We start from the raw sequence: 14,187 nt of genomic DNA on the forward strand, positions 1-14,187 counted from the left end.
TATTCGCAAAAAAGGTCATCAGAAATTATCTGATGACCTTAATATGTTTTGTCAGTAAACTAAAAGCTGACTAGATGCGTTTCTTAATATCCTCTCTGATAAGTTCAATAATATTCTCGGATAAATTAGCTGGCAGGGAAGTACCATTCGTAAAAACCCACGCATTAACTAATTCAAGATCACCCTTCTTAAAGGTAATACTGTAATTTTGATCTTCATAGGTAAAATCAACAGTCACTTCTTCCTGGTCATATGAATCATCATCAATTATCATATTGGAAATTTGATAAGGTTTCATGGAAATGCTCCTTTAAAATTCTATTTACGTAATAGGGTTAACTTATAAAAATTTGTTATTCAACAGAGCCATAAAAACTACTATATTTCACTTTAATATATTAAATAAGAATATGATAAAATGGGATTGGAGTGAATGGAGGTTGGCAGGCATGATTACTTTCTATAAAATCCTTGTTTTTATACATATTTTTTCGGCTATCTTGGGGATGGGGCCGGGTTTCATCTTAACAACAGTGGTGAAATCGGGGAAAAACATGACGGAATTAAGGCATTCCTATCGGATCAGACATAGGCTGCATATTTTTGTTATTATTGGCGGTACCCTGTTATTACTCACTGGGGTAGGAATGGGTTTCCTCAACCCAAGCCTATTTCAGATGGGATGGTATGTAACTAGTCTGCTGCTCTTTTTGGCAGCCCTTGCTATCGGTCCCCTTGTTCTATCACCTAGATCCAAACCTGTGAAAACACTACTAGAATCTCATCAAGGCGAAGAGATTCCTGAGGAATATTGGAAGTTATCCAAAATTCTTTTTCGTTTTGAAAACCTTGAAAATATAATATTCCTAATCATCATCGCCCTGATGATCTTAAAGCCATTCTAAAAAGGTGTCAGGTACCAACATGGTACCTGACACCTTTGTCTTTATTCTGAAAATAAGTAGGATAGTACGGCTGGAATTCTTTGTCTAAAGAATGGATATGCATGTTCCGCATCCTCTATGAGTTGAAAGTTAAAATCGGTTACCTTTTCGTTCAATATCTGATTTACACGATTAGTAAGGTCAAGAAAAACTTGGTGCATCTCTTCATCATCACCGAGTTCTTTTGTTCCAAAGTCCATGTAAAACTTTTCAATTTCAGATAAGTCGGAGTTTCTTATTAATTTTTCAATTTCTTCTTGATTACGATAAAATCCCGGAGATAAAGCAGCAATTCTTCTGAAAATATGCGGATAGCGGCAGGCGGCATATGTCGAGATTAATCCACCTAATGATATCCCAGCCATTGATGTATGATTTACCAGAGTACGGTATTTCTCATCAATTAATGGTTTCAGTTCATGAACAATAAAATCAATATATTCCCCACCACGGCCACCCGATGGACTAGCATAACCTAAGATTTGTTTGCTTATATCGCCATTCACCCATGGGCAGTATTCGTTGACTCGTTCTTCCCCTTCAGGATTTAGATCAATTGCAACCACAATAATCTCAAGGCCTGTTTGATCTAAGTAATCTTTCATTCCCAATGATACTCCTTTAATGGCCCCTTCATCTTCGAAAACATTTTGTCCGTCATGCATATACAAGACTGGGAATCGTTTGTTTTCAACACTATAGCATCTAGGCAGGTATACCCTAATCAGTCTTTCTTGCTTAAATGAGTTCATATATACAGGGAATTTTTCTAACACGGTTGTCCACCTACATTCTTAATTTTTATAATAAAAATTTACCATAATTTTCTTTAAATTCGTTACCTTTTATTTCGAAAATTTGAATTGCCCTGTATAATATGGTTGGAATATATAGGAATATTGGATTGATTAGATTGGCACATGGGGGGGAGATAAATGTTTGCGAGAAAAACAAGAAAGATTGTGAGTAAGTTTGGATCGATTGCTGCATTAGAGGAAGTTTTCCTCGGAGGAACCAAACAGTTTGTCTTGATGAGAGGAGAGAACATTGAAAATCCAATCATGTTATTCCTGCATGGGGGTCCAGGAACGGCTCAAATCGGTTTTGCCCCAAAATTTCAGCGGAACTTAGAAAAAGATTTCCTTGTTGTCAATTGGGACCAAAAAGGTGCGGGCATTTCTTATTCACCTACACTGAAAAAGGAAGAAATGACTATTGAGAGTATGCTCCATGATGCCGTTCAGTTGATTAAATATCTTTTAAAACGATTCAATCAATCAAAATTATTTCTAGTGGGGCATTCGTGGGGAACGGTACTAGGAACGTTAACAGCCCAAAGATTTCCGCAATATATTCATAGTTATATAGGGATTGGTCAAGTGGCACATATGGAAAAGGGCGAAAAAATTTCCTATGAGTATACATTAAACAAGGCAAAGGAACTAAAAAATGAGAAAGCATTTAAGGAGTTAACTTTGCTTGACTATAATCCCTCTGATCTGAATTATTTACTCGTCCAAAGAAAATGGCTGTCCAAGTTTGGCGGATCGGCTATTGGAATAACGGATTATCAGCTCATTTATTCTAATATGTTTTCTGCGAATGAATATACGTTCAAAGATTGGTTTACTTACATGAAGGCTAGTAGATTTTCATTAGAATCAATGTGGTCACAAGTATTAACCATCGATTTTTTAAAAGATCCGCTTCAGATAGAAGTCCCTGTCTATATTTTTGCTGGGAAACAGGATTATCAAACACCGACTCAATTAGCTAATCAATATTTTGATAATCTGGACTGTCCACATAAAGGGTTTATTTTGTTTGAACAGTCAGCTCATCTACCTAATTTTGAGGAACCACAGAAGTTTTACGAGGAATGTGTCAAGATAAAAGAAAAACACACACCTCTATTGGATGAACGTGTTCCTAAACATAAAGAGTTGGTTAATACCAAATAATCTCATTTGGAGACTAGACGAATTTCTATCTTTGCGTCGATCTAGTCTCTTAATTTTACTTTTAAAGAATACTGCTTACCACTTTTTTATCATTCTTTGAGTTTAGAATTTGAGGGATTTACCTAAACTAATAGAAGAATACTTAGATGAAAGTTGAAAGTTCGGCGCCAAGAGTCTTTGAAAGCTTCAAGAAGGGATTTTAATTTTTTAGGTCCAGGTGAAGATCTCATTGGTAAACAACACTGACAAAGTTCGCTATTGATTCTTCGAGTTGAATCAAGTAGTATGGAAAATACGATAATTGAAAGGGTGACCAAAAAGCCAATGAATCACTAAACCTATTAAAAAGAAAACGATTCGGATGATAAAACGGACAAATTTCTGGATAGGTTTAGTGCGGGCTTTTTTAGACAATAGGAGTATACAGTTTTGGTGTACTGTATCCTATTGTTTCGAAGTACCTCCTATCCAGATAACTGGATGAGGAGGTTTTTTTATGGAAGAAACAAAAGACAGCATTACCATGGGGGACTTATTTAGAAATCGTGTCATTCGTACCATTTTACTCTCAACGTTATTTTTACAGGTTGGGATTTGGGTACGAAACTATTCGATTTTATTATTTGTGATTGAGCAGACCAACGAAGATCCCGTAGCGGTCTCGCTGATTTCCGTTGCGGAGTTCGCACCTATTTTTCTCTTTTCCTTTATTGGAGGCACCTTTGCTGACAGATGGCGCCCGAAACGGACCATGATATGGTGTGACTTCCTTAGCGCCGTGTCAATATTTATTGTGTTGCTTACACTTGTATTTGGCAGTTGGAAGGTAATTTTCTTCGCTACACTGGTGTCATCGATTCTATCACAGTTTTCACAGCCTTCTGGAATGAAACTTTTCAAGCTTCATGTAAAAGAAGAACTGATACAGATGGGTATGTCGATGTACCAAACTGTGTTTGCCTTGTTTATGATTTTAGGACCTGTTATCGGTACCTTTGTCTTTCAGCATTACGGGATCAATGCTGCAATTGCGATTATGGGGATTGCTTTTATTCTTTCGGCAGTCATTTTATTTATGCTTCCACCTGATCGGGAGCTTGAGGAAAGCCCAGTGAAATCCACACTTTTGGAAGAAATGAAGGCCGGTTTCGGCTATGTATGGAACAGTAGGGCATTAACATTGCTCGGTGGATGTTTTGCTGCAGCTGGTTTAGGGCTGGGGCTGACGCAGCCACTTTCTGTTTTCCTGATTACAGAACGACTTGGTTTACCAAAGGAGACGCTCCAATGGTTGATGGCGGCATTTGGTGCGGGGATGATTTTAGGCGGGGGCCTCACGATGGGGTTAGCAAAAAAGACTCCTCCACAAATCCTGCTTGCAATTGGAATGAGTGCCAGTGCACTTGGATTTTTGGTGATGGGTCTGTCAGAGCAGCTGTGGCTGACATTAACTGCACAGTTTATTAGCGGTTTGTTCATGCCTTGTATTCACATCGGTATTAATACAATGATTTTGAAAAATACAGATGAAGCCTTTATTGGAAGGGTTAATGGGATTTTAAATCCGATGTTTATGGGGACTATGGTTATTACAATGAGTGCAAGTGGGTGGTTGAAGAAAACATTTTCACTTGTCACCATGTACGAAGCTTCAGCCCTGCTTTTCATCATAGGGGTAATCGTCTTAATACCTCTCTTTAAACAACCTGTTTCTATTTTAAATAAGAGTGAGGAAATTTGAGTATATATTACAGAAAGTTGCTCTTTAGCAGAGCAACTTTTTTATTTTGAAAACATTACTCTCCCTCGTTATTATTGGATAATAATGGTGTGGAGACTTCAATCTCTTCCGTTTCTTTTATTACTCCTAGAAGAGTTAGGACCGAGCCGACAGCTTGGATCCAGCTTCCATTCACTTCTAAAGTTTCTCTATCATTTACTTCGTTCGGATTCAGAGTCGCCTCGCCATCTCCTACGAGTTCAATTCCGCCGCTAAGTGCTTGCATCGAATTTCCAATTACCTGCAGTATGTTTCCTATAACATGAAAAGGAAAACCTGCATTAGGACTTTCCTCCAATAACTCTCCGATAGCGGTTGCACCACCAAGTGCTTGTATCCAATTCCCTGTAATAATTAATCGTGTTTCCGTTTCTTCATCAACATTAAGGACAATACCAGCGGCGACGGTGGTATTTCCTACTGCTTGGATTTCATTTCCAACCTTTTCAAATGGCAATCCCTCCTCTGCCTCTGCTTGAAGGGAATTACCTGAGGCCTGTAAAATGTTACCCACCAAACTTATGTCTCTTCGTAAATATATACTTTCGATGATTGTAGGTGTACTTCCTATCGCGGCGACAACGGTTCCTAAGGCTGATAACCCAGCGCCAAAGATTCTTTTCGTTTGATTGTCCATATTATCTACCATCATTTCATGATTATCGGTAAATTATATTCAAAGATGGGAAAGAGCGTTAACAAATTAAGAAAGTTTATCTTATTAATTCCTATAGAATGTATTTTGTGACAGCTGCGTCATTTAAACAAAAAAGTGACACAAAAATTTATCATCGATAAAATAGTAGATTAATTTTTCCCAATGAAAAACTGAAAGCGGCGTTGATATTTTTAATAGAATCAGTTGTTTTTTGCTGGTACCTGACACCTTGTCCCTTACATTTTCCCAATTATCCTCATAGAGATGCTGTGTTATGATTATTTTGAAAATTCGAAAGAGTTATCATTTAATTAGGAGGCGGTTGGAGATGAAAAAGAGAACGTCACTTGTATTAGCGTTGGGATTAACAGTGGGGTCTGTACTGCCGATTACGGCTGCGGCAAAAACTGTGCCGTATAATGTTACGGTTCAGAAAGATGCATCACAGTTTGGTCAGGATGTAAAGGTTCAATGGAAACAAGGACAAAAGGTCCCATCCTTCGTCCATGGAAAGTTATCTACCAAAGCTTATAAAGATAAAGATGCCATTAAGCAATTTTTAAAAGAAAATAAGGAGCTTTATCAATTAGATACAGCTAAAGATTTAACCTTACTAGATGTTAAGACAGATGAACTAGGCAGCAAACATTATAATTTTGTCCAATCGGTACAGGGGATTCCGGTGGATGGGGCAAAGTTTAAGGTTCATACCGATAAAAATGGATTCGTTACGGCAGTAAATGGAGACGTGTTCCCAGAAGCATCCTCCTATTTCAAAGGTGCCCTGAAAGCCCAGCTATCAAAGGATGCCGCACTTAATCAATCTTGGAAATCTATTAACGTAACGAAAGCGGAAACCTTAACTAATGCTGAAGCGGGCCCTGCTGGTAAAAAGGTAGAAGATACCGTTGAAAAGGCAGAATTGGTTGTCCTTAAAAATGGAGATCAATTTAATCTAGCTTATAAAACCAACCTTCAATTTATCCAGCCATACCCTGCCAACTGGGTCGTCTATGTGGATGCGGTAGATGGCACAATTTTAAAATCCTATAATGCGGTTGCTGATGGTACAGGGGTTGGTGTGTTAGGGGATACAAAAACGATTAACACCTATTACTCTAGCGGAACTTACTATTTATATGATACTACAAAACCGATGACGGGTGTTATTGAAACAAGAACGGCAGCAAATCAATCTCGATTACCTGGTAACTACTCTGTTGACCCTGATAATAATTTCAACGCCACATCACAGCGGGCCGATGTAGACGCGCACTATTATGCTGGTGTGGTCTATGATTATTATAAAAATACGTTTAATCGAAATAGTTTTGATAATAACGGTGCGACACTTCGCTCGACTGTTCACTATGGAAGAAATTACAACAACGCCTTCTGGAATGGGTCACAAATGGTTTATGGAGACGGCGATGGAACAACCTTCCGCTCCTTGTCTGGTGCACTTGATGTAGTGGCTCACGAATTAACCCATGCGGTTACAGAAAGAACAGCAGGGTTAGAATATCAATACCAATCAGGTGCCTTAAATGAGTCGATTTCTGACACATTCGGCGTATTCCTTGATAAAGGGGATTATTTAATGGGTGAAGATGTGTACACACCTAATAAAGCTGGCGATGCTCTCCGCAGTCTATCTAACCCTGAACTTTATGGACAGCCATCGACGATGAGCGGTTATGTCAATACAACCTCTGATAATGGAGGGGTTCATACAAACAGCGGTATTCCGAACAAAGCAGCCTATTTAACGATTTCAAGCCTCGGGACAGCCGTCGCTGAAAAGATCTACTATCGTGCACTTACAGTTTATCTGACTCCGACAAGTAATTTTAGTGGTGCTCGTGCCGCTCTCCTTGCTGCAGCAGCTGACCTTTATGGCTCCGGCAGCACACAATACAATGCCGTGAAATCCGCATGGACTCAGGTAGGAGTTAACTAAGAAAAAAGGTCAGCCATCAAAAAATCTGATGGCTGACCTTTTTATGGGCAAAAAAAATAGATTGGTGCAGGGCACCAATCCAAAATGGGAAGTTTTAAGAAATGAGCTCTTCGAACCATTTCCTAAATAAGTTACCTTTATAATAAATAATACTTGTGAAGAACTTAGGTGGAACTTATGTGGAAGATATGAAGATGGATAATTCTTTGAAGAAAATCGGATTGAAGGCAAAAAAAATAGATTGGTGTCAGCACCAATCAAAATTATGGGAAGTTTTAAGAAATGAGTTCTTTGAACCATTTCCGTATTAACTTGACTTAATAATATGAAAAACTTGTGTAGAACTTAGGGGGAACTTGTGTGGAAATTGTGAAGATGATAGATTGTTGATAATCTCGGTCTGGAGGCAAAAAAAATAGATTGGTGTCAGCACCAATCAAAATTATGGGAAGTTTTAAGAAATGAGCTCTTTGAACCATTTCCATATTAACTTGTCTTTATAATATGAAAAACTTGTGTAGAAGTTATATTGAACTTATGTGGAAGTTGTGAAGATTTTTAAAAAACTTGTATGTTAAGATGGTTTGCGCCCATTTAATACGACTTCAGCCATAAATGATGAGTACTTCTTCAAAAGGTTTGCTGATTCGTCACTCAAGATACCACCCTGATAGTGATGGAGTCTTTTTTTAAGATAAGAGTTTGAATCAATGAAATGTGCCATATCCATGTATTTATCCTCAACAGAGAAGACAACATTGCGAATATTGGCAAGCGCTATGGTAGTAAGGCACATCATGCAGGGCTCAACGGTTGTATAAAGAATACATTCTCTAGCATGTTTTCGTAAATAGGACGCACATTGATTCATTGCATTGATTTCAGCATGTGCGAGCTCACTATCCATAGTATTAATTCGATTAGATCCGCGCGAAATGATGGTCCCATTGTGGACAATAATGGTTCCAATCGGCCGGTCCCCGCGTTTTCCAGCCTCTTCTGCCTCTTTTAATGCCTCCTTCATAAAAATTGAATGATCCAGTTCATTAAAATTGGTTATCAAATAACTCCCCGCCTTATCATCTTCTTTACTATTAAAATAGCAGATATTTGACAATAGTGAAGCATAAAAAGAAAACAATAATCTTTTTAAAATTGATTGTTGTTTAAATTAACATTTGCAATATAATAAGAATATAGATGTTCACGAAATTGTCAAAATTACAACTTTAATAACGTACATAAATTAAAATGCAAACATTTGGAGGGAAACGTGATGATTAGAGCTGCGGTGGCTGGTGTTGCTGGTTTTGTGCTTATTTTTCTAGAATCAATGATTGTGATGAAGTTTAAAGGTCTTGAAACAATCGAATTTGGTGGATTAACTCCGTTCATTAATGTCTGGGCCATGAACTTCTTTTTCATGTTTGCCATCCTTACACAGGTAACTAATTGGTACCAAAACAAGGAAAGCTTAAATGAGGATAATAGCTATTGAGAATCATTTCTTCAAATAAAAAAAGGCGACTCAATCATTTTGATTGAGTCGCCTTTTTGCAAGGCTTATCCGTTTTGTTTTACTGTTTTATTTCCGAATGCAGTTTTGCGGATGAATGGAATTACCCAACGGTCTAGACCAATACGTCCAGCATTATAACCAGAGAATAGAATAATAGCTCCGATGAAAAGATCGGTTGGAATATGAGATACCGTTCCAGCTAAGAAGAACGCGAAGTTCATCACTAGACCAAAGAACATTGCAGCAGTTGTTAAACATCCAAGAAGAAGTCCTAGTCCTACTAAAAATTCACCTAAAGGAACGATTGTGTTAAAGATATCAACGTTTGGTAATGCGAAATGTTGTAAGAAATCTACGTACCAGCCGTAAACAACGCTGCCATCAGGTCCTTTTACGGGATTAGCAATTACCCCTTTTAAAAATCCAGATGCGTCGAAACCGCCTGTTAATTTGTGATACCCTGCAGTTATCCAAGAATACCCCATATATAAGCGAAGAACTGTTAAAATTCCTGCGGCAAATTTATTTTCTCTTAACCAATTTACTACCATTTGAAACACTCCCTATTAAATAATTTATTGATTTGTTAACCACATTCATACTATAACAAACTTATTTTGAAATTAGGGTAAATTGTTCACTATTTCACATAATCGTAAAAAAGATGTGAACATTTTATTAACGAAAATCTTTTGAATGATTATCGTGCCTCTGGACCCATTTTTTAACTTTTTCCAAAAAAAGGTTGATTAAACTAATGGTGTTAGTTAATATAAAACTAATACTATTAGTTTAAGGGAGAGGGATCTGATGAGGGTCATCAATAATAAGCATTTGTATCAAGTTACCTTTATGGCGAGTGTTTTTCCAGTCAACTGTTATTTGGTGGAGGAAACGGATGGATTAACGCTGATTGATGCAGCCTTAGGTTTTTGTACAAAGGGCATTATGAAGGCAGCGGAAACGATTGGAAAGCCAATTACTAAGATTGTTTTGACTCATGCTCATGAGGACCATGTCGGAGCACTAGATTCCTTAAAAGAACTGCTGCCTGAAGTACCGGTTTATATTTCGCAGCGCGACCACAGACTAATGAATGGCGACCGCTCGCTCGATTCGCACGAGGTTCAATTGCCCATAAAAGGCGGGGTTCCTAAAAAATTAAAAACAAGTGCCAATATATTATTGAAAGAAGGAGATGTGATTGGTTCGTTAACTGCAATTGAAACACCAGGACATACGCCAGGATCCATGTCCTTTTTAGATTTACGGACAAAAGCACTGATTGCTGGGGATGCCTTTCAGACACGAGGTGGAATGGCCGTTGCGGGGGATATTGTTCCGTGGTTTCCATTCCCAGCCTTTGGTACATGGAGTAAAGAAACTGCATTAACGAGTGCACGGAAATTAGTTGGCTGCCAACCAGAGCTACTTGCGGTAGGACATGGTGAGATGGTATTGAATCCTGTTAACGAAATGGAGAAGGCTATCAAAAATCTGGAACGAAAAATTAGGGTGAGGAGTTAATTATTATGTCACCAAGACCAAAGATTGGTCTCGAACTATCATTTATTATCGAAGCAGCAGGGAAGCTTGCCGACGAACATGGAGTAAATGCAGTTACCCTGGCCAACTTGGCGAAGAAACTGGGGATTCGTCCGCCTTCCTTATATAATCATTTTGACGGACTGTCGGGCTTACGGAAAAAATTGGCGATTTACGGAATCGATAAGCTTTATGAAGCTATGGCTAATGCTGCGGATGGAGTGTCAGGTACCGAAACCGTGCTGGCGGTAAGTCAGGCTTATGTAGATTTTGCCCGCAGGCACCCTGGTATGTATGAAGCGACATTGCTTGCCCCCAATCCAGAAGATGTAGATGTCCAGCAAGCAGGAGCGAAAATCGTTGACCTGTCTGTCCGCATCTTGCAGGCGTATCAATTAGAAGGGGAGCGTGCCCTGCATGCCGTCAGGGGCTTGCGAAGTATTTTGCACGGATTTTCCGCTCTAGAGCAAAAAGGCGGTTTCAAAATGTCATTGGATTTGAATGAGAGCCTATTTATTAGTATTAAGGCATTACTCACTGGGATGGAGCATGGGGATTAATGTAGAAGCAAAGGGACATTTTGGAGATAGAGTCCCATGACTAGCTTTGGTATAATGGGATAAAGTTTACTTATTAAAGGATGATCATGAAGATGAGATCAGAAAAATTGGGTTTAGTATTAGATGTTGAGACAACCGGACTAGGTCCTACCAAGGATGAAGTAATCGAGCTCGCTTTAAAGTTGTTCTCTTATCGAGCAGACACCGGTGAAGTGCTCGATATTATCGAAGAAGACTCTTTTTTACGTGAGCCCATGTCCCGTTCAGCTAGGAACAATTATGACACAGCCTACCGAGTACATGGAATTCCATATGAGTTAGTTCAAGGGAAAAGTTTTCATGATTCAAAAATAAAAACGTATTTTCATCGCGCTGATTCGGTCTTCGCTCACAATGCTTCCTTTGACCGTAGTTTTCTATATCAAATGTATCCGGAAGTCAACGATCTGAAATGGTATTGCACGATGAGAAACATCCCATGGAAAAATTACGGTTTTCCTAATGGGAAATTACTCACCCTTTTACAAGCACACAACATTACAAACTATCAAACACATAGAGCTCTTGATGATATTACATACTTGTTGGAGTTGCTCAAGAAAACAAGTCCAAATGGGAACTTTTATCTGCAAGAAGTGCTAGACAAGGCGCCAATGAGAAAATATCAGCCAGCTGTTTCACGAACAAAAATGGGTTAAATTAATGAAATGAATCGATATATAAAAACCCGGTCGCAAATGAGACCGGGTTACTTCTTGTATGTAATGATCTATTGTCGGCCCTCAGTGAAAATTTGGAAGTTTATTCCGAATTTATCTATTACGCTGCCGTATGCTGGGCTGAAAAATGTCTCTTGAAGCGGCATGGTTACTTGACCGTCTTGCTGAAGAGCTTCGAAAAACTTATGTGCCTGGTCTTTGTCGTTAGTTGAAATACAGATGGTCACTTGATTTCCACTTTGGTGTGGCTGGCCAGGGAATGTATCAGAAAACATTAATTCCGTTTCGCCCACTTTAATGGTCGCATGGCTGATACGGTCTTTTGCTTCGGCAGGGAGTGGGAAATCAGGGTTTTCTGGCATTTCCCCAAAAGATTGTGAAAAAAGAACTTGTGCATCTAAAGTCTTTTCATAAAATTGAATTGCTTCCTTCGCATTTCCATTCATTACAAAATAGGGAATCAAACGTAATGTCATTATCAATCTCTCCTCTATAAAAAATATTTTTTTAATATCCTCAATCGGATCTAAGGTATGGACAATCTAAATTTAGCGTCCCACTACTTAATTATTACCGATATTTCCATTATAATACAAGGAACATTTGTTCGCAACTAAAATGAAGCCCGTAAGATAAAATAATCTCATGGGCTTCATTTTAGTTCATTTCAACAATGGTAAGTATCTATCCGTAATAATTTTATAATGGTGGAGTGCGTGGCCTGCAATGATGTAGCCGAGGGCACGGGCAGTGACTTCCGTGTTATTGGCAAAACCGATATTTGTCCAAGCTTGGTCCGGCATATTTTGAATTAAAGTTAGAGTTGCCTTTCTTGCTGAAATAAAGTCTTCGAGAATACTTTTTATTGGTAATTTATTAACTTGTGAACCTTGAACATAATCGTTCTCGTTAAAACCAGCTAAAGGTGTCTGGTCCCCGCGTCCAACACGGAGCAATCGGTAGCTCATGATTCTTTCTGTATCTGCCATATGGCCAAGAACTTCTTGAATGCACCATTTATGATCGGCATAACGAAAGTGACCGTCTTCTTCCGATAACGACTCAAAAAGCTCAATTGACTTTACTAGATTCTCCTTCAAAATAGAGATTAAATTCCCATCCGGAACGAGATTTACATATGGTTTGTAATATTCGGGGTACTCACTGTCTAATGGGCGTTGTAACATTGCATTAGCTCCCTTCTAATTCGCAAATAAGATTGAATTTTCGGATAATAACCATCAATAATCTTACCACAAATGGTAAATAGTTGGTCAAAACTAATAAAAATAAACATGACATTCCAATTACTTGTACAGACAGTTCGGTAGCAAATATCTTTTTATAAAACGAATGAGGTAATTCCAATTTCAAGAAAAAAATATCTTAAAAAAATCATAAATACTTTTTCCAAAATTTGTGCATTCTAAAAAGAAAAAGGATTGGCACATTATGAGAAAAAATAAAATGATTTTACTCGTGATTATGATACTTCCTTGGTTATCGATGCCCTTCATTGGTAAACGAACAATGAAGCGTCTATATCCAGGAGCTTTATTTATGTTTGTCTGGGTAGGTGTTGAAAGTATTCTCGCCAAAAAAAGAGTATGGTGGAGGATTTATGAAAGGATTAATCCTAAAGTAATCGGTGAATTGCCCTTCATGCTGGGTCCATTTTTTGTCGGTTCATTATGGATCTTAAAATGGACGTTTGGTAATTTTTTTCGTTACCTTTTTTTAAATTTAATCTTTGATACTCTTTTTGCATATCCAGGAATGTTTATTTTAAAAAGACTAGGAATTGCCTCTCTTGTTAGACTAAGACCTTACCAAATGGTCCTTTTATTTATGGGTAAATCAGTGCTCATGTACGGACTTCAAAGCTCGGCGGATAAATTGCGAAAAAAACCTAAATCTCTTCTTCAAAAATTCATTGGGATTTTTTGATTTTCCAGTAATAGTGATTTAAATCACGAAAAGACATCCAATTTATCTCTATAATAATCAAAAATAGGGGATAAATAGAAAGTGGATGGTGAGAAAATTGGAATATAATTTTAAGTCGCTTTATGCGGAAATTGGCGGGCAGGAAACGATTGATAAACTAGTGAATGCTTTTTACCCGCGCGTATATGCGGACCCAGAATTAAGACCATTGTTTGAAGGGGATATGGAAGAAATTAAACGCAAACAGCGGATGTTTCTCCCGCAATTTTTAGGAGGTCCTGCCCTTTACAGTCAGGAATTTGGACCGCCTGCCATGCAGCACCGGCATCTCCCATTCGAAGTAACGCCAAGAAGGGCAAAATGCTGGCTACGCTGCATGAAAGAAGCATTTGAAGAAATTGGACTTGACCAACAACCTGCTGGACTTGCGTTTTATGACCGTTTAACCCAAGTGGCTGGAATTATGATCAATAGCCCTGACCGGGAATAATCCCTTCCAAATTATACAATCAATCAATCAATCCTCATCCATTCATCGCTGGGTGAGGATTTTTATTGTATAGGAAATTATAAATTATTTAATTGTGGATATAT

The 14,187-nt window shown here is 38.2% G+C and carries 18 protein-coding genes; 11 read left to right on the forward strand and 7 right to left on the reverse strand.

All coding sequences use genetic code 11. The annotated features are described in order from the left end of the window. Positions 1-70: 70 nt before the first annotated feature. Positions 71-298: a hypothetical protein gene (locus V7121_RS11020; RefSeq protein ID WP_335494399.1), complete on the reverse strand. Its 228-nt coding sequence runs from the start codon at positions 296-298 to the stop codon at positions 71-73. A gap of 151 nt (positions 299-449) precedes the next feature. Here V7121_RS11020 and V7121_RS11025 point away from each other — a divergent pair, with 151 nt between their 5' ends. Beyond that, positions 450-905, forward strand: a complete 456-nt coding sequence (locus tag V7121_RS11025; protein WP_335546569.1) for a DUF2269 family protein — start codon at positions 450-452, stop codon at positions 903-905. A 41-nt stretch (positions 906-946) separates the two neighbouring features. Here V7121_RS11025 and V7121_RS11030 read toward each other — a convergent pair whose 3' ends face one another. Continuing rightward, positions 947-1,720, reverse strand: a complete 774-nt coding sequence (locus tag V7121_RS11030) for an alpha/beta hydrolase (RefSeq protein ID WP_335494395.1) — start codon at positions 1,718-1,720, stop codon at positions 947-949. A gap of 159 nt (positions 1,721-1,879) precedes the next feature. On the opposite strand from V7121_RS11030, the gene V7121_RS11035 reads away from it, so the two are divergent. Continuing rightward, a complete protein-coding gene (locus V7121_RS11035) occupies positions 1,880-2,905 on the forward strand; it encodes an alpha/beta hydrolase (protein ID WP_335494393.1) in 1,026 nt (341 codons plus the stop codon). A gap of 496 nt (positions 2,906-3,401) precedes the next feature. Beyond that, on the forward strand, positions 3,402-4,646 hold the full coding sequence (locus V7121_RS11040; RefSeq protein WP_335494391.1) for an MFS transporter: 1,245 nt from the start codon (positions 3,402-3,404) through the stop codon (positions 4,644-4,646). A 55-nt stretch (positions 4,647-4,701) separates the two neighbouring features. Here V7121_RS11040 and V7121_RS11045 read toward each other — a convergent pair whose 3' ends face one another. Beyond that, positions 4,702-5,322, reverse strand: a complete 621-nt coding sequence (locus tag V7121_RS11045; RefSeq protein WP_335494389.1) for a DUF6944 family repetitive protein — start codon at positions 5,320-5,322, stop codon at positions 4,702-4,704. Positions 5,323-5,671: 349 nt separating this feature from the next. Between V7121_RS11045 and V7121_RS11050 the strand changes: the two genes are divergently transcribed. Together V7121_RS11050 and V7121_RS11055 are read left to right on the forward strand one after the other, a co-directional pair. Further along, complete coding sequence (locus tag V7121_RS11050) at positions 5,672-7,303, forward strand: M4 family metallopeptidase (RefSeq protein WP_335494387.1); 1,632 nt, start codon at positions 5,672-5,674, stop codon at positions 7,301-7,303. Between the two features lie 179 nt (positions 7,304-7,482). Next, positions 7,483-7,614: a hypothetical protein gene (locus V7121_RS11055; protein WP_335494385.1), complete on the forward strand. Its 132-nt coding sequence runs from the start codon at positions 7,483-7,485 to the stop codon at positions 7,612-7,614. Between the two features lie 263 nt (positions 7,615-7,877). Here the strand turns inward: V7121_RS11055 and V7121_RS11060 are convergent, their stop codons facing one another. After that, a complete protein-coding gene (locus V7121_RS11060; protein ID WP_335494384.1) occupies positions 7,878-8,366 on the reverse strand; it encodes a nucleoside deaminase in 489 nt (162 codons plus the stop codon). A 213-nt stretch (positions 8,367-8,579) separates the two neighbouring features. Here V7121_RS11060 and V7121_RS11065 point away from each other — a divergent pair, with 213 nt between their 5' ends. After that, positions 8,580-8,801: a hypothetical protein gene (locus tag V7121_RS11065; protein WP_335494382.1), complete on the forward strand. Its 222-nt coding sequence runs from the start codon at positions 8,580-8,582 to the stop codon at positions 8,799-8,801. Positions 8,802-8,866: 65 nt separating this feature from the next. Here V7121_RS11065 and V7121_RS11070 read toward each other — a convergent pair whose 3' ends face one another. Further along, positions 8,867-9,373, reverse strand: a complete 507-nt coding sequence (locus V7121_RS11070; protein ID WP_335494380.1) for a DoxX family membrane protein — start codon at positions 9,371-9,373, stop codon at positions 8,867-8,869. A 259-nt stretch (positions 9,374-9,632) separates the two neighbouring features. On the opposite strand from V7121_RS11070, the gene V7121_RS11075 reads away from it, so the two are divergent. The 3 genes from V7121_RS11075 (at position 9,633) to V7121_RS11085 (ending at position 11,625) form a co-directional block, all read left to right on the forward strand. Next, positions 9,633-10,349 (forward strand): MBL fold metallo-hydrolase, encoded by a 717-nt coding sequence (locus V7121_RS11075; RefSeq protein WP_335494378.1) that lies wholly within the window; start codon positions 9,633-9,635, stop codon positions 10,347-10,349. Between the two features lie 5 nt (positions 10,350-10,354). Beyond that, complete coding sequence (locus V7121_RS11080) at positions 10,355-10,927, forward strand: TetR/AcrR family transcriptional regulator (RefSeq protein WP_335494377.1); 573 nt, start codon at positions 10,355-10,357, stop codon at positions 10,925-10,927. 92 nt (positions 10,928-11,019) lie between these two features. After that, positions 11,020-11,625: an exonuclease domain-containing protein gene (locus V7121_RS11085; protein WP_335494375.1), complete on the forward strand. Its 606-nt coding sequence runs from the start codon at positions 11,020-11,022 to the stop codon at positions 11,623-11,625. A 71-nt stretch (positions 11,626-11,696) separates the two neighbouring features. Here the strand turns inward: V7121_RS11085 and V7121_RS11090 are convergent, their stop codons facing one another. Next, positions 11,697-12,122, reverse strand: a complete 426-nt coding sequence (locus V7121_RS11090; RefSeq protein WP_335494373.1) for a VOC family protein — start codon at positions 12,120-12,122, stop codon at positions 11,697-11,699. 186 nt (positions 12,123-12,308) lie between these two features. After that, on the reverse strand, positions 12,309-12,833 hold the full coding sequence (locus V7121_RS11095; RefSeq protein ID WP_335494371.1) for a DinB family protein: 525 nt from the start codon (positions 12,831-12,833) through the stop codon (positions 12,309-12,311). A 265-nt stretch (positions 12,834-13,098) separates the two neighbouring features. Here V7121_RS11095 and V7121_RS11100 point away from each other — a divergent pair, with 265 nt between their 5' ends. Then, positions 13,099-13,593, forward strand: a complete 495-nt coding sequence (locus V7121_RS11100; protein ID WP_335494369.1) for a hypothetical protein — start codon at positions 13,099-13,101, stop codon at positions 13,591-13,593. 85 nt (positions 13,594-13,678) lie between these two features. Continuing rightward, complete coding sequence (locus tag V7121_RS11105; protein WP_335494367.1) at positions 13,679-14,083, forward strand: globin; 405 nt, start codon at positions 13,679-13,681, stop codon at positions 14,081-14,083. Positions 14,084-14,187 lie beyond the last annotated feature (104 nt).

Origin of the sequence: Neobacillus drentensis, from assembly GCF_036962125.1 — a bacterium.
GTDB classification, from domain to species: Bacteria; Bacillota; Bacilli; order Bacillales; family Cytobacillaceae; genus Neobacillus; species Neobacillus drentensis_B.

Bases quoted from the DNA above. Each gene is read 5' to 3' on its own strand.
- V7121_RS11020 (WP_335494399.1), bottom strand. From the start codon at position 298: ATGAAACCTTATCAAATTTCCAATATGATAATTGATGATGATTCATAT.
- V7121_RS11025 (WP_335546569.1), top strand. From the start codon at position 450: ATGATTACTTTCTATAAAATCCTTGTTTTTATACATATTTTTTCGGCT.
- V7121_RS11035 (WP_335494393.1), top strand. From the start codon at position 1,880: ATGTTTGCGAGAAAAACAAGAAAGATTGTGAGTAAGTTTGGATCGATT.
- V7121_RS11040 (WP_335494391.1), top strand. From the start codon at position 3,402: ATGGAAGAAACAAAAGACAGCATTACCATGGGGGACTTATTTAGAAAT.
- V7121_RS11045 (WP_335494389.1), bottom strand. From the start codon at position 5,322: ATGGACAATCAAACGAAAAGAATCTTTGGCGCTGGGTTATCAGCCTTA.
- V7121_RS11050 (WP_335494387.1), top strand. From the start codon at position 5,672: ATGAAAAAGAGAACGTCACTTGTATTAGCGTTGGGATTAACAGTGGGG.
- V7121_RS11065 (WP_335494382.1), top strand. From the start codon at position 8,580: ATGATTAGAGCTGCGGTGGCTGGTGTTGCTGGTTTTGTGCTTATTTTT.
- V7121_RS11070 (WP_335494380.1), bottom strand. From the start codon at position 9,373: ATGGTAGTAAATTGGTTAAGAGAAAATAAATTTGCCGCAGGAATTTTA.
- V7121_RS11075 (WP_335494378.1), top strand. From the start codon at position 9,633: ATGAGGGTCATCAATAATAAGCATTTGTATCAAGTTACCTTTATGGCG.
- V7121_RS11080 (WP_335494377.1), top strand. From the start codon at position 10,355: ATGTCACCAAGACCAAAGATTGGTCTCGAACTATCATTTATTATCGAA.
- V7121_RS11085 (WP_335494375.1), top strand. From the start codon at position 11,020: ATGAGATCAGAAAAATTGGGTTTAGTATTAGATGTTGAGACAACCGGA.
- V7121_RS11090 (WP_335494373.1), bottom strand. From the start codon at position 12,122: ATGACATTACGTTTGATTCCCTATTTTGTAATGAATGGAAATGCGAAG.
- V7121_RS11095 (WP_335494371.1), bottom strand. From the start codon at position 12,833: ATGTTACAACGCCCATTAGACAGTGAGTACCCCGAATATTACAAACCA.
- V7121_RS11100 (WP_335494369.1), top strand. From the start codon at position 13,099: ATGAGAAAAAATAAAATGATTTTACTCGTGATTATGATACTTCCTTGG.
- V7121_RS11105 (WP_335494367.1), top strand. From the start codon at position 13,679: ATGGTGAGAAAATTGGAATATAATTTTAAGTCGCTTTATGCGGAAATT.